Raw genomic sequence first — 14078 nt, forward strand, 5'->3', positions numbered from 1 at the left:
TTGAAACTTAGACATTTTTATTGATTCGCTTTATTGAACTTGCCTGTTGATTAAATCATTCTTTTCGGTAATGCACTTACAACTAATATCATGATGATTGCGCTAATGATAAGACTTGGCAGCATGTACGTTCCATTATAAATAAGAGAATACAAGGCAACTGGCTGACCCTTCGGAGCATAAGAACCAAAGAATACAATTCCAGAAATGAAATGACAAAGAAAGCGAAGGACACTTCCTACTACTGTTCCTAATATCAAACCTGTTATCCATTTTGTTCGCTTATTCTCCATAAGACCACTTTTTACTTGCCCTGCAAATAGCCCAGCAAACCCTAAAACCGAAAAGGCAATTAAGTAATCCAGTACACCCTGTACCGGAGTGTAAATAGATGCAAACCCTAAAATAAATTGTAGTAGTCCAAGCAATAAACCAGTCAGAACCCCGCCTTTAATCCCCCAACGGAAAGCCATTAAGAACACCGGTACCATCGCAATCGAGACGGACCCTCCTTGTGGCCAAATTCTCGAAAACACGAATGCTGATACTAGATCAAGTAAATAGGCAAGCGCTGTAAAAACAGCAATTTCCACTAAAAATAATGTCTTACTCTGAGATTGTTTCATATACGTTTCCCCCTTTTATGGTTGGATATCGTTGAAACCTAACCTAACAGTCGACATGGCGCATTGGTATTTTGTGCAAATAAAAAAGCAATCTGGACGGTTGCGCGCTTGGTCCAAATTGCTGACATTATTCACCAAACCACATCCCTACGCTAGCGTTAACTAACAGGTTCAAAGGGTCAGAACTCGATCGTTCACTCTCAGCCAAATTTGGCCCCCCTTGTGGAAGTATTCAATTGATTTCCTCTATGAATATACTACTCTAAATTTATTTTTACAAGTCACACACTAAAATACAATGAAAGTAGTGGTTTTAAGTCCTTTTTTTTCAAAAATTAAAGGAATTTCCCCACCTTTAACGAATAACTCAAATAACCATTCTTTTCGGAACCTAATTCATATGGAGGCTTGACATGATACAAGATACGAAGAACAAATTTCTGTTTTATCTTCAAAGCCATAAAGACGAATTATTAAACGATTGGGCCAAATCGATCATGGTCTCCAATGATGATCCATTCAAAGATAAAATCATTGAGAATGCTACTTCTATATTTAGCATTATTGAAAATACATTCCTTCTTTCAGAAGAAGAACTACTTCATTTTATACAGGATTTAGCGCATCATGTGGCAGAAGAAAGAGTCTTAGCCAACATTAACATCGGTGACTTTGTCTATAACGTCGACCTTGGAAGGTCCCTTGTTTATACGCAGTTGAGCAAAGCTGGACTCGACTGGCCTGACCTGCAAGAGTCTATAAACAAAATCAATTTTTGTTTTGATAAATTTCTATATTATGCGGTAACCCATTATACTGAAGCGAAAAATAAAATTATTGAAGAAAAGACGCAGTTTATTGATTCTACACACCAAGATCGTCTTACATTGTTGGGACAAATGACTTCAAGCTTTATCCATGAATTTCGAAACCCAATGACATCCATTCAAGGTTTTATCCAACTCCTTAAAGCGGATTATCCAAGTATGAAATATCTTGATATTATTTCGAACGAACTTGAGCAATTGAACTTTCGCATCTCGCAGTTCTTACTACTGTCTAAAAAAGAATTAATTGGTAAAGAAAAGGTTATGTTCCAATTGAATCAAATGATCGAAGAAGTCTTAAACTTCTTGTATCCTAGCATCCTTGATGGAAAAGTGCGAATTATTAAGGAACTTGATAGGGATCTTCCTCTATGGGGATACGCAGATGAAATCAGACAGGTTTTCATTAACATTATTTTTAATGCAATTGACGTTCTTGGACATCATGATGTAGATCAACCAACAATTGAAATCATTAGTCATCCCGTACAAAGTGGAACAATTAGAATAGATATTGCCAACAATGGTCCAATGATTCCAGAAGAGTATCATCGCACTATTTTTGAACCTTTTTTTACAACCAAAAAGCTAGGCACTGGACTTGGACTTTTTGTATGTAAAGAAATTATCGAAAAGCATAAAGGACATCTGTCATGTATATCCACTATAGATAAAACCATGTTTTCCATTGTACTACCCATTGCTGAGGAAGAAATTTTTTCACCTGTAGACACTCCCCTTCCATAAGGGTACCTAACTCATTCGAGGAGGCCAACGTTTGTTTTCATTAAAAATAGATCAAGATATTGAGCTGCAATTATTTCAAATACACGATGCTGAAAGACTCTATAATCTTGTAGACCGTAATCGGAATCATCTTCGCGAATGGCTTCCTTGGGTTGACGGGATGACACATCCTTCCCAATATCATGCGATTATTCCTTTATGGTTAAAACAATTTGCTGATAATAATGGTTTCAATGTTGGAATTCTGTATAGAAAAAAATTAGTTGGTTGCATCGGTTTCCATCAAATTGATTGGCGCAACAGGCAAACAAGTCTTGGATATTATCTAAGCGAAAAAGCCCAAGGATACGGGATTATGACAAGGTGTGTTCGAGCTTTAGTTAATTATGCTTTCTTAGATCTTGGTCTAAATCGCGTTGAAATTCGCTGTGGTGAATACAACATAAAGAGCCGATCGATACCCGAAAGACTTGGATTTGTAAAAGAGGGTGCAATTCGAGATGGCGAGGTATTGAATGGAGTTTTTCACGATTTGATAGTTTACGGCATGTTATCAAGGGAATGGAATAAACAAGATTAACAAAAACTGCTGATGGCAGTTTTTTTTATTGGCTCTTTTCTAAAAGATTGTTGTTTTTCTAATAAGCTTTGTGGAAGAAAACCATATTCAAAGAAGTTCATTGGAGCGGAAGGTGCGAGACTCCTCGAAAATGCTATCACCTTTTCTTTGTGCTGCGGGAGCAGCGGGACAGGTGAGCATCCTGGAGTGGTAATCAACCACTACTTTTTATTTGTTAAATAGTAACAAATCTTACGAAAACGACTTTTTATAAAAAAAAACATTAATTAAAGTTTCAATTGAACTTAATTGTAAAAAAAGGATGTAAGGGAATATTAAAAGAAATCCAGATTAAAATCAAATTCATTCCCTTTCTTAATTATAAACAACTTTGAACGGAGGTGGCGGCCTTACATCTAGTAGGGTTTCATATGATTATTACAAATGTCATATTAATTATCATTCTTATTGCACTGACAGCTTTCTTTGTTGCATCTGAGTTTGCAGTAGTAAAAATACGAGGTACAAGAATTGATCAATTATTAGCAGAAGGCCATCCAAAGGCCAAGGCTGCCAAGAGAGTAGTCACACATATGGATGAGTACCTCTCTGCCTGTCAATTAGGGATAACCATTACATCATTAGGACTAGGTTGGCTTGGTGAACCTACTGTCGAAAGAATGCTCCATCCCCTATTTGAGAGGTTGCAACTTCAAGAATCATTAAGTCATATTCTATCCTTTATTATCGCTTTTTCATTAATTACCTTTTTACATGTGGTAGTGGGTGAATTAGCTCCAAAGACTTTTGCGATTCAAAAGGCAGAAGCCATCACTTTATTATTTTCACCGCCACTTATACTGTTTAATAAAATCATGTATCCATTCATTTGGCTATTAAATACTGCAGCAAGGCTAATTGTCGGCTTATTTGGACTAAAACCTGCCTCTGAACATGAACTCGCACACTCTGAGGAAGAACTAAGAATCATTCTTTCTGAGAGCTATAAGAGTGGAGAAATTAATCAATCTGAATTCAAATATGTGAACAGGATCTTTGAATTTGATAATCGCGTTGCTAAAGAAATAATGGTACCACGTATGGAGATGGTTTGTTTATCAATTGACCAAAACATGGACGAAATTTTCAAAACGATAAGAGAAGAAAGATATACACGATATCCCGTCATTGATGGAGACAAAGATAATATACTCGGCATCGTAAATTCTAAGGAAATCTTAACGGATTGCATTATGCAAAAGTGTAAAGGTGAGGAACCTTTAACACCATATATTAAACCAGTTATCAGGGCTATGGAAAACATTCCTATTCAAGACTTATTAATGAGGATGCAAAAGGACCGCTCGCAAATGGCCATTTTATCCGATGAATACGGAGGGACAGCTGGCCTTGTAACAACTGAAGATATTTTGGAAGAAATAGTCGGAGAAATCCGAGATGAGTTTGATACTGATGAGCTTCCACTCATACAAAAGATGGGAAAGGATCACTATATATTGGATGGAAAAGTACTAATCACGGAAGTAAACGACCTTTTAGGCATCGATCTAGAAGAAGATGACGTGGATACAATAGCTGGATGGTTCTTGACACGTAAATATGAAATAAATGAAGGCGACAGCATAAATGCTGACGGTTATGAATTTAAGATTAAGGAGTTAGAAGGACATCATATTTGGTACTTAGAGGTTAAAAAGGTCAGTGAGAATGTTTAACTTTAAGAAATTATTTCTACAAAAACAAACGTCTTCGTTTTGTGGACGTTTGTTTTTGTATTTATAAATGATGCACATATTTTCTCCCCTATTCCCATACAATGTCTTACAACATTCTCTCTAAACCGGAACGTTTGACTGTATACTTTCATTTGTATATAATGAAAGGTAACTAATTTTACGTTAAAGAGGTGGTATGATGGGGTTGTCTATCGTATCGGCGAACTAGCAAGTATTGCAAATACTTCGAAAAGAACGATTGATTATTACACAACGATTGGACTGCTAAAAGCAGAACGTTCAAAAGGTAATTATCGTATTTATACGGAAGAAGCATTGCAAGATTTGGAATTCATCGAAGCATGCAAGAGCATGCATTTTCCATTAGATGAGATTAAGAGAAAACTAGAAATAAAGAAAAACAAGATAATTCGTGATTCAGAAGTGGAAGAACAAATCAATGCCGTTGCGCAACAAATGAAACAATTGCACAATGAGATAAATGTTTTATTGCCTTTGATAGAAAATATGAATGAGGATCAACGTAAGGTTTTTTCTAAAAATATTAACTCCGAAGGCTCGGCACTTATGAAATCACTTTTGAATTTAACGAGTTAAATCAAATTTCGTTTATTAATCGGGAGGTGACTCCTTACTCGTTTTCTAACGAGATAGGGAAATTATTTGGACATATTTAACTTGGTTTTAATAGCCATTTTAATTGCTTTAACAGCTTTTTTCGTCGCATCGGAGTTTGCGATTGTAAAGATACGAAGTTCAAGAATTGATCAGTTAATTGAAGAAGGCAATACGAATGCTATAGCTGCAAAAAGAATTATTTCGAATCTGGATGAGTATTTATCAGCTTGTCAATTAGGTATCACCATAACGGCACTCGGTCTAGGTTGGTTAGGTGAACCGACAATTGAAATGATGCTTCGTCCAATTTTCGATGGTATGGCTATTCCTGAAGGAGTTTCCCATGTCATTACGTTCGCTATCGCTTTCGCAGCTATTACTTTCTTGCATGTTGTTGTCGGAGAACTGGCTCCTAAAACGTTGGCTATTCAAAAAGCTGAAAAAGTAACGTTGCTCATGGCTCGTCCGCTCATCATGTTTTATAAGATCATGTTTCCTTTCATTTGGGCATTAAACGGTTCTGCACGTATATTCACAAGCATGTTTGGTCTAAAACCAGCGTCAGAACATGAAATGGCACATTCTGAGGAAGAGCTTCGCATCATTATGGCTGAAAGTTTAAAAAGTGGTGAAATCAACCAATCAGAGTTTAAGTATGTAAATAAGATATTTGAATTCGATAATAGAATTGCAAAAGAAATCATGGTTCCTCGTACCGAAATTATGTCGCTTTCTAAAGATGATACATTAGCTACTTTTCTTCAAGTCCTAAAGGAAGAAAAATTCACACGCTATCCTATCATCGATGGCGATAAAGACCATATCATCGGTCTTGTTAATATCAAAGAAATGATGACAGACTTAATTGGTAACGAGAATCTTGATACGCAAACATTAGAAATTTATACGCGCCCAATCATTAGAGTCATTGAAACGATTCCAATTCATGACTTACTTGTAAAAATGCAAAAAGACCGTATTCACATGGCTATCTTGATGGATGAATATGGTGGTACTTCAGGTCTTGTAACAGTAGAAGATATTCTTGAAGAGATTGTCGGCGAGATCCGTGACGAATTTGACATGGATGAAGTGCCTATGATTCGAAAAATCAAAGATAATCACTTTATTATTGATTCGAAGGTACTTGTTAGTGAAGTCAATGATCTACTCGGATTAGAAATTGACGACGAAGACGTGGATACAATTGGCGGTTGGATGCTGACAGAAAACTATGATTCAAATGAAGGTGACATTCTTGACTTCGATACTTTTGCTTTTAAAATTATCGAAATGGAAGAACACCACATTAAATATATTGAAGTTACAAAAAAGGCAGATGAAACAGAGCCTTCCTCGGAACTAAAGATTTCACAAACAGAAGTCTTATCATAATACATTTAAAACCCAGGTCATTCATGACCTGGGTTTTTAAAATTCAAATCATTTTTTGGACAGATGTCTCAGTCAAGTACAGTCTTTTTGAATATATTGTTCTTAAGGAGGTGTACAAATGAATCCTATCGTGTTTTTATATGTCGCGTGTATATTGGCTGGTTTTGCCCTACTTGACCTTCCTAGCCTATCTTTCATCTCTAGCCTCGTTACTTTCTTTGACATCGTTGGAGTCATCGCAATTATAGTATTTTCATTCGCATTGCTTTATTTAGGAGTGAAATCGTTAATCAAGAAATAAATATAAAAAATGGAGCATTCATTCAGGTGGATGCTCCTTTCTTTTGTTTCTCTCTATTCTCATCTATTTTTTAAGATAATTATTTCTTCTTCTGCTTTTGCAAGCTTTATCAAATGTGAATCCAAGCGCCGATTAATATGCATAATTGTCTCATTGTGCTCTTTGGTAAAACTCTCTTTCATGACTTGAAGTACCTTCCCAATTTCTTCATTTTGATGGTCTTCCATCCTTAGGATTGCTTCTTTAATATCTGATAAATCAATTTGGTTTACCTCTACTCTGTGCTCAATACTATCCATTTTCTCGAGGCGAGAAAGTCTCTTTTCTATATTTACAAGCGTATCTTGAAATGAATCCATTAAATTCTTGATTTCACCAACTGTGTTTGCTAATTGCGAAAAGTTTGCGTCCATTCTAATTCGCTCCCTCTCATTAAGTTAGTTTCATCTTATCATCATTCCTAGCATGCACATGTTACAAATTAAGGAACAATACAGTATGAAAGGGTATTTGTGAAATTTGTGAGGCAACGTGAATGGACATCCAACTGGCAGCCCTTCATATAGAAAGGCTCTGTTAATGTTTAGTGTTGTTTTTTTATAAGTGAGTATGGGGAATCCACTCCCTTTCCGCACACGAACTGGCGATCCTCCTCGCTCGTTCCTCACTGCGGGGTCTTTCCAGCCCGTTTTTCCGCAGGACATTGAATAAGCTTCCGTGAATAATCACCGCACGAAGGAAATGCGATAAACAAGGAATTCTTCCCTGAATTTACATCGCACGATATTATGCGATAGCATAATGGAGGATTTTCGAGGATTTTCGAGGAGTCTCGCGGATTCTCTCCCATAAAATAATCAACAGTTTCGTTTAATAAAGCCTATAGAAAAGAGGTGATACGATAAGTGCTGAGCACTATTGCATCACCTCTCATTTTTTCTTTTAGTACGTTGCCGGAAGCTTAATCAAAAATTTGGTACCCATATTTTTCTCACTTGATACAGATATGCTACCGTTATGCAATTCAACAAGTTTTTTTACTATGGATAACCCTAAACCAAATTCACCAAAAGCATTGCTTGTTCTAGATAAATCAGCTTTATAGAAGCGGTGCCAGATTGATTCGATTTCTTCAGGATCAATACCTGAACCAGTGTCCTCTATTTCAATGGTTGTCTCTTTTGGCGATTGCCATCCTCTTAAGTAGATAGAACCATCTGAAGTAAACTGGATGCTATTTTTAGTGATGTTCAGCAAGATTTGCAATAGCCTGTCATAATCAGCAGTTACACTTATCCCTGCTTCTATTTCAAGAATGATTTCATTATTTTTGAGGTGTGCCTGACCATCTAAATGTTCTTTTATCACCTCTAACACTTCAATAAGGTCAATTTCCTCTTTTGTAAGCTTAATCTGATTGGATCTAATTTTTTCATAATCAAGATTTTCGTTTACAAGACGGATCAGCCTCTTTGTTTCTTGATTGATTAAATCCATGCTTCTTTTCTGGTCTTCGCGAGGAATCATATCATTTCTGATTCCTTCCACAAGACCGCTGATTGTTGTCAACGGTGTCCGGAGTTCATGGGAGACATCTGCAATAAATTGACGACGTCTATTTTCAAGCCGCTCAATTTCCTGCTGGGAATCTCTTAATTTACCACCCATACGATTAAAATCTTCTGCGAGACCACCGATTTCATCATAACCGCTAAAAGGGATATCAAAATGGTAATCCCCCGCAGAAATCATAGAGGTAGCCTCCCTAATACGATTGATTCTCTTCACATAGTATTTCGAAATGATACCACTCAGAAGGAAGGTAACGATTAGCGTGAAGGCAACAGTCAGTAGAAAATATTGATTAATCTGTTGGATAATTTCTCTTGCCCCACTAATGGGGGAGGCCAACAGAACCCCACCTAACAAAGTATGATTTTCCATATATGGAAGAGCCACAAGCGTTACTTCTTGCTTGAATCTTTCCAAATCATGTTTGACCATAACGCTTTTTCCATTCTGAATATCATTCCATTCTTCCTCCGTCAACTTAACGAGAGGTGGTTGTGCTTCTTTGGAGCCTACCACTTTTCCACTGCCATCGAAAAGGTAAAAACGGATGTTTCTTGCCTGTAACAAATCATTATAATGCTTTAGAAAAGAGGGACTCACTTCTGTAGGGTCTGTTAAGTCTGTTATGATCTGCACCCCAAACGATTGAAGTTCTTCCACTTTATTTTGGTAAATGAAGCTCTCTAAAAAACTATAAAACAGTAACCACAATAAGAAGAATGCAATCAAGAGCACGCTTATGTGACTAAGAAGTAATTGATGAAAGTACTTAAATTTCATGTTGACTCACAGTTTCATCAAATTTATACCCTATGCCCCAAATCGTATGAATAAATGGAGTTTCAGTTGTGCCAATTTTTTTCCGTAGACGTTTTACGTGAACATCAACTGTTCGTTCGTCACCATAATATTGGTACCCCCACACTTTATCTAGAAGTTGTTCTCGGGAACACACTTGCCTGTTGTTTTGAATGAAATAGTAAAGCAAATCAAACTCTTTAGGAGTTAAGTTATTTACCTTTTCTCCATCAAGATAAACCTCTCGCGTTTCCTTACTGATTTTAAAATGATCAGACTGTAAATAGTTCAATTCATTCACTTTAGGATCTTGATGAAACCTTCTTGAAACAGCCTTGATTCTTGCCAAAAGCGTCAACGGACTGAAGGGCTTTGTTACATAATCATCTGCACCCATTTCCAACCCCAAGACCTGGTCAGACTCACTATCTTTTGCTGTTAATAGGATAATGGGAACATTGCTAACTTCCCTTATTTTTCTACAAAGGCTGACTCCATCCATCCCAGGTAGCATCCAGTCCAAAATGAGCAGATCCCAATCACCTGAACGAAAACGGTCATACCCTTCTAACCCATTATGAACAAATTCTCCTTTATAGCCCTCTTTCATGAAAAACATTTCTAGCATGGAGCAAACACTCTCATTATCTTCAATTACTAGTATCTTCAACTTACTCACCTGCTTACTTTTTTCAATCTATCTTAATTAAATGAGAGTTTTTCTAAACGGTCAACTACTTTGTCTTTCGTAAAATTATATGATTGCCAAGATTCAAGTGTATTGTACTCTTCCATTTGACGTTCTTTCAATAATTGTTGCAATCCATGGATATTTGGTTCCTTTTCATATAAACTGATCAACCCATCTAAACCTGTATAGGATAAGCTATTCATGTAATATATGTCTATTCTCGCTGTCTTTTCATAGCGTGCGATATTTTGATCTACAATAAACCTATCAACATTGGCCATATTTAGAAGCGTGTAATAGACAATACCAGTAAGAAAGAAAAATCTTAATAATGAAACCCGCTCAATCCATATTTTCAATAATGTAAAACCATAAATCACCGTCAAAAATAACATGAATGAGTGAGGCAAAACACGGGCCAGGGTGAAACCGAATACTTCTTCATATAAATATAGCCTTATGAAAGCTGAAGCAAGCATAACGTTGCTAAATAAAACAAGTAATGTGAGCAGTATACGAATGAACAACATAATCTTCTTGTTTTGTTTGACATAATTTAGAACGAATATAATGAGTGAAAGATTGATGATGGTTACTGTCATTAATTCAAAGAAACCCCGACGAGCATATTCAGCATAAGTAAAACCATCCTGCAATGAACCACTAAAGAAGTATTGGAATTGGATAATGGTGTATAACACATAGGTGACATTCAAAAGGACCAAAATCGGAAGAATACTGACTCCATCAAAAAAAGTTTTCTCCCCTCGAATTTGAGGATTCCTTGTGGGAATATTCCTTTTGCCCAATACTTGGAAAAACCCAAAAATGATTAAGGAATAAACGAATACTGCTAAACTCCTAAGGATAGTTTCAACCATATCAGCGCTTAGAAGCGAATTTGGAATTTTACCAATCAGGTCAGCAAAGTGGACATCCGTTGAAACTAAAAGGTTAATCACTATAAATAGAATGGGAACGGAAAACAATATTCCTAATAAAGTTTTCCTCATTGAATCATAAGTTGATTCCTTCATCCTGCCTTTCATTTTTCTTCTAAGAACTGCCGCACACCGAATATCGTAGTGAATCGCACCACCAATCCTCTTAAAAACATGCTGAACAAACTCAAGACGATCCCACTCTAACCATTTAGGGCTAGTAATTAATACAAGATGCACACATATGAGTAGCGGCAATAGGAGCGAATTAAGTGCATAAAACAAGACATTATCAAAAAGAGTAAAAGTCAACGAAAGGAGCCAAATACATACTAACAATAGTGTCCCCATTCTATGATGAGTTAGTTGCTTCGTTCTGAAACGCCATAGGAAAAGTGAATAGAAAAAAATGATAAATATAGGATATGATATACCTACCCATCCATGTAAAAATGAAATCTCTGCCATTGCACCAACAACAAAGCAAAGAATTAAGAATACCCATGAGTTTTTTCGATTAATGATTTCCATACGAACCTCCTATTACATACTATTTCTATATACATAGAATTACGATGTATATAGTTAAAAAAAAGGACTACAAAGAGACCTTTTTCCCCCAACGATAACCAAACCAGCTAATTGGATACAATAAGACTGTTGCCCCTATACATAATAAGATAAAATTTGTACTCAACAAGGGCTGAAACCAATCTCGGGGAATAATTTGGAACAACACTAAATTCATTAATAGAATATTGGGAGCTAATGCCCAAATGAATGTCTTTCTAAGGAGTTTCTTTCCTCCATGCCCAAAAGATTTACCAATTTCATATCCTAACAATGCCCAGAAAAACATGTAAACCATCATGATTGTAAAGGGAATAGCCGTCAATTTACCCCACATACCATCTATCCATTTTAATTCAAGCAAATGATACGCAAGAGTTAGCGCACTCCCACCTATGAAGAAGAAAACGTTTGTCAATATGAATAACCATTTCGTTTTTTCTGGAGACGCACTGACTTCCTCAAGCCAAAGTGCTGCGATTTCATCAGGAGTTCCTAGCCTTTTGACAACGTGATCCATGACTGAACCTTGATTTCCTTCTTGCTGTGACAATTCCAAAATTAGTTCTGAAATATGCAAATCATACTCTTCCAAAATCTTTTCCTTATCAGGATGTTTTTTTATCCCCTGCTCTAATAACAGCAAGAACTCTTCCTTAGATCGAATCATGTCCAGGTCTCCTCATCACTTTGTTCATGACCTTTACAAATTGATTCCATTCCTGCGTTTTTTCATCTAACATTTCTTTCCCTGCAGCCGTAATTCGGTAATACTTGCGTGCAGGTCCCTTCTCTTGCTCTTGCCAATAACATTCGATATATTCTTGATTTTCCAGTTTATGAAGGGCAGGATATAAAGTACCTTCTTTTACCTGCAGATGATGGTCGCTGCGTTTATCCAATTCCTTCACCAATTCATAACCATACATATCGCGTTCTTGTAGCATTTGCAAAACAATCAACGAAGTGCTCCCTTTTAAAAGCTCCCGATTAAACATATTTATCACCTACCTAGAATTATTAGGTAATATCATATTACAAGATAATAAGAAGAAAAGTAAAGTTAAATTATAGAAAAAATTTGAAATCAAATGGTATATTTATGTTAAAGTTGTTTTTCAAAAAGGCTATGTTAAATTAGACTGTTGATTTTCCGCTCCAGGAAATCTCTTTCCGCGGGGTGTCAGGTGAGTCCGCAGGAGTCTTGTCCCCTCCGCTCCAATCAATAGGTGTAAAAGATCAACATTGACCTTTAATACATCCTTCAAAAAAAAAAAAAAATAGAGCACTTCCGAAACCGGGAAGGCTCTCAAAAAGAGAAAAGAGATTTTACAAATGGGGTAAGTCCTAAAAGCCATGCTGAATTGTTCATGGATGGTGCTCAATAGAAAAGTGCCTATGTTAGGCTTGAAGATGTGCCATCATTCCCATTGTTAAAAATGGTTGGCAGTTCAGCAATGTGTTCGATAGACCTTTTCTGGAAAGTATCCTGTTGGCCACTTCCTTGAGAAATGCCTATAGCTGTACCAACCAACAAGATTGTAGCAATGGTTATTTTGAAAAAGTGATTTTTCAAAGTCACACCTTCCTCTTCTTTTTGATGGATCATCACTTAAGCGATGACTTATTCTTATTAGACCATAAATCAAATTTTGATATATTCGCCAAAATAGCCGATTTATCGTTATTTTCCGATAGAAAACTCTCACAATCAACGTTTTTCATTTGTAATTATAACTCTAGGAATATTTTTGAAAGGGGCATTGCATTGGACTTTTCAGCCATTGGAAAAAGAATTAAGGATTTAAGAAAATCAATGAACCTCTCTCAACAAGAATTAGCGACAGGGATCTGTACCCAAGCGCAAATTAGCAAAATCGAAAAAGGCGAAGCCTATCCACTTTCCAATACATTATACTTAATCTCTCAAAGACTAGGGGTAGATGTAAACTACTTTTTCGATATTGGCATCACACCTCGACTAGATTATGTACAGGAAGTCACCCGCCAGTTGACTGCGGCTAGAAGAAATTCTCAGTACTTGCAGATGGAACAAATCGTAAAAGCAGAAATGAACAATCCTTTATTCACGGAGAACAATAAGACTTTCCAAGTATTATTATGGCATAAAGGAATATGTCATTACATGTTACATAGGGATGGAACGGAAGCTGTACAAATATTACATGAGGCCATTTCCCTTACCCACGATATCGAAAAAGTCTGGTCAGAAAGGGAAATAGAAATTCTGTTAAGTATAGGTTCTGTTTATTTTGAGGAAGGATCGTATGAAGAAGCACTGGATACGTACGTGAACGGACACGAATATCTAAAGCAAATCCCCTATATTCAGGACCATACTATTGTATCGCGCCTTTTCTATAACATTGCTCGCGTTTTAACGCGTATACAACGTTATTCTGAGTCCATTTCTTATTGTCAAAAAGCCGTTCGTTGGTGTATTGAAAAAGACAACTTATACCTCCTTGGTGAGCTTCACTATCAATATGGGTATAACCTAGAACTTCAAGGTCAGTTTACTGAAGCCTTAAGATTGTTGCAGAAAGCAAAAGTCATATTCGAACTTCAACAAGATGAAAAATATATCGATCATATAAACAAGAAAATGGATTTATTTACTGTAACTACGGGGAATTAAACACATAGTTGGAATTA

General features: G+C 36.4%; 15 protein-coding genes and 1 riboswitch. Of the genes, 7 read left to right on the forward strand and 8 right to left on the reverse strand.

The features are described 5' to 3' along the window. Positions 1 to 50: 50 nt before the first annotated feature. Positions 51 to 626, reverse strand: a complete 576-nt coding sequence (thiT, locus tag BMZ31_RS04485) for an energy-coupled thiamine transporter ThiT (protein WP_090830505.1) — start codon at positions 624 to 626, stop codon at positions 51 to 53. 127 nt (positions 627 to 753) lie between these two features. After that, positions 754 to 857, reverse strand: a riboswitch (TPP riboswitch). Between the two features lie 182 nt (positions 858 to 1039). On the opposite strand from thiT, the gene BMZ31_RS04490 reads away from it, so the two are divergent. The 6 genes from BMZ31_RS04490 (at position 1040) to BMZ31_RS04515 (ending at position 6830) form a co-directional block, all read left to right on the forward strand. Further along, on the forward strand, positions 1040 to 2200 hold the full coding sequence (locus BMZ31_RS04490) for a histidine kinase N-terminal domain-containing protein (protein WP_090830506.1): 1161 nt from the start codon (positions 1040 to 1042) through the stop codon (positions 2198 to 2200). Between the two features lie 31 nt (positions 2201 to 2231). Further along, positions 2232 to 2780 carry a GNAT family N-acetyltransferase gene (locus BMZ31_RS04495; protein ID WP_090830507.1) on the forward strand — a complete coding sequence of 183 codons (549 nt, stop codon included), beginning with the start codon at positions 2232 to 2234 and terminating at the stop codon, positions 2778 to 2780. A gap of 410 nt (positions 2781 to 3190) precedes the next feature. Beyond that, positions 3191 to 4495 carry a hemolysin family protein gene (locus tag BMZ31_RS04500; protein WP_090830508.1) on the forward strand — a complete coding sequence of 435 codons (1305 nt, stop codon included), beginning with the start codon at positions 3191 to 3193 and terminating at the stop codon, positions 4493 to 4495. Between the two features lie 216 nt (positions 4496 to 4711). Continuing rightward, entirely contained in the window at positions 4712 to 5113 is a 402-nt protein-coding gene (locus tag BMZ31_RS20875; protein ID WP_090830509.1) for a MerR family transcriptional regulator, read from the forward strand. A gap of 66 nt (positions 5114 to 5179) precedes the next feature. Beyond that, on the forward strand, positions 5180 to 6529 hold the full coding sequence (locus BMZ31_RS04510; protein ID WP_090830510.1) for a hemolysin family protein: 1350 nt from the start codon (positions 5180 to 5182) through the stop codon (positions 6527 to 6529). Between the two features lie 118 nt (positions 6530 to 6647). Then, the gene (locus tag BMZ31_RS04515) at positions 6648 to 6830 is read left to right on the forward strand and encodes a hypothetical protein (protein ID WP_090830511.1); all 183 of its coding nucleotides are present in this window, start codon (positions 6648 to 6650) and stop codon (positions 6828 to 6830) included. Between the two features lie 59 nt (positions 6831 to 6889). Here the strand turns inward: BMZ31_RS04515 and BMZ31_RS04520 are convergent, their stop codons facing one another. The 7 genes from BMZ31_RS04520 to BMZ31_RS04550 form a co-directional block, all read right to left on the reverse strand. Next, positions 6890 to 7243, reverse strand: a complete 354-nt coding sequence (locus BMZ31_RS04520; protein WP_090830512.1) for a hypothetical protein — start codon at positions 7241 to 7243, stop codon at positions 6890 to 6892. 529 nt (positions 7244 to 7772) lie between these two features. Next, positions 7773 to 9182: a sensor histidine kinase gene (locus BMZ31_RS04525; protein ID WP_090830513.1), complete on the reverse strand. Its 1410-nt coding sequence runs from the start codon at positions 9180 to 9182 to the stop codon at positions 7773 to 7775. After that, positions 9172 to 9870, reverse strand: a complete 699-nt coding sequence (locus BMZ31_RS04530; protein WP_090830514.1) for a response regulator transcription factor — start codon at positions 9868 to 9870, stop codon at positions 9172 to 9174. The genes BMZ31_RS04525 and BMZ31_RS04530 overlap by 11 nt, the downstream gene beginning before the upstream one ends. Positions 9871 to 9902: 32 nt before the next feature. Beyond that, a complete protein-coding gene (locus BMZ31_RS04535) occupies positions 9903 to 11363 on the reverse strand; it encodes a DUF4153 domain-containing protein (RefSeq protein WP_090830515.1) in 1461 nt (486 codons plus the stop codon). 67 nt (positions 11364 to 11430) lie between these two features. After that, the gene (locus tag BMZ31_RS04540) at positions 11431 to 12072 is read right to left on the reverse strand and encodes an HAAS signaling domain-containing protein (RefSeq protein ID WP_090830516.1); all 642 of its coding nucleotides are present in this window, start codon (positions 12070 to 12072) and stop codon (positions 11431 to 11433) included. After that, positions 12059 to 12400: a PadR family transcriptional regulator gene (locus BMZ31_RS04545; RefSeq protein WP_090830517.1), complete on the reverse strand. Its 342-nt coding sequence runs from the start codon at positions 12398 to 12400 to the stop codon at positions 12059 to 12061. The genes BMZ31_RS04540 and BMZ31_RS04545 overlap by 14 nt, the downstream gene beginning before the upstream one ends. A 398-nt stretch (positions 12401 to 12798) precedes the next feature. Continuing rightward, on the reverse strand, positions 12799 to 13011 hold the full coding sequence (locus BMZ31_RS04550; protein ID WP_175477996.1) for a hypothetical protein: 213 nt from the start codon (positions 13009 to 13011) through the stop codon (positions 12799 to 12801). Here BMZ31_RS04550 and BMZ31_RS04555 point away from each other — a divergent pair. Then, a complete protein-coding gene (locus tag BMZ31_RS04555; RefSeq protein ID WP_254778583.1) occupies positions 13003 to 14061 on the forward strand; it encodes a helix-turn-helix domain-containing protein in 1059 nt (352 codons plus the stop codon). The two genes, BMZ31_RS04550 and BMZ31_RS04555, sit on opposite strands and share 9 nt — an antisense overlap. The last annotated feature ends 17 nt before the right edge of the window (positions 14062 to 14078 follow it).

Source organism: Bacillus sp. cl95 (assembly GCF_900115925.1).
Classification (GTDB): domain Bacteria; phylum Bacillota; class Bacilli; order Bacillales; family Cytobacillaceae; genus Neobacillus_A.

Coding starts and splice junctions, on each gene's coding strand:
- thiT (WP_090830505.1), bottom strand. CDS start 626: ATGAAACAATCTCAGAGTAAGACATTATTTTTAGTGGAAATTGCTGTT.
- BMZ31_RS04490 (WP_090830506.1), top strand. CDS start 1,040: ATGATACAAGATACGAAGAACAAATTTCTGTTTTATCTTCAAAGCCAT.
- BMZ31_RS04500 (WP_090830508.1), top strand. CDS start 3,191: ATGATTATTACAAATGTCATATTAATTATCATTCTTATTGCACTGACA.
- BMZ31_RS04515 (WP_090830511.1), top strand. CDS start 6,648: ATGAATCCTATCGTGTTTTTATATGTCGCGTGTATATTGGCTGGTTTT.
- BMZ31_RS04520 (WP_090830512.1), bottom strand. CDS start 7,243: ATGGACGCAAACTTTTCGCAATTAGCAAACACAGTTGGTGAAATCAAG.
- BMZ31_RS04525 (WP_090830513.1), bottom strand. CDS start 9,182: ATGAAATTTAAGTACTTTCATCAATTACTTCTTAGTCACATAAGCGTG.
- BMZ31_RS04535 (WP_090830515.1), bottom strand. CDS start 11,363: ATGGAAATCATTAATCGAAAAAACTCATGGGTATTCTTAATTCTTTGC.
- BMZ31_RS04540 (WP_090830516.1), bottom strand. CDS start 12,072: ATGATTCGATCTAAGGAAGAGTTCTTGCTGTTATTAGAGCAGGGGATA.
- BMZ31_RS04545 (WP_090830517.1), bottom strand. CDS start 12,400: ATGTTTAATCGGGAGCTTTTAAAAGGGAGCACTTCGTTGATTGTTTTG.
- BMZ31_RS04555 (WP_254778583.1), top strand. CDS start 13,003: ATGGATCATCACTTAAGCGATGACTTATTCTTATTAGACCATAAATCA.
- BMZ31_RS04550 (WP_175477996.1), bottom strand. CDS start 13,011: ATGATCCATCAAAAAGAAGAGGAAGGTGTGACTTTGAAAAATCACTTT.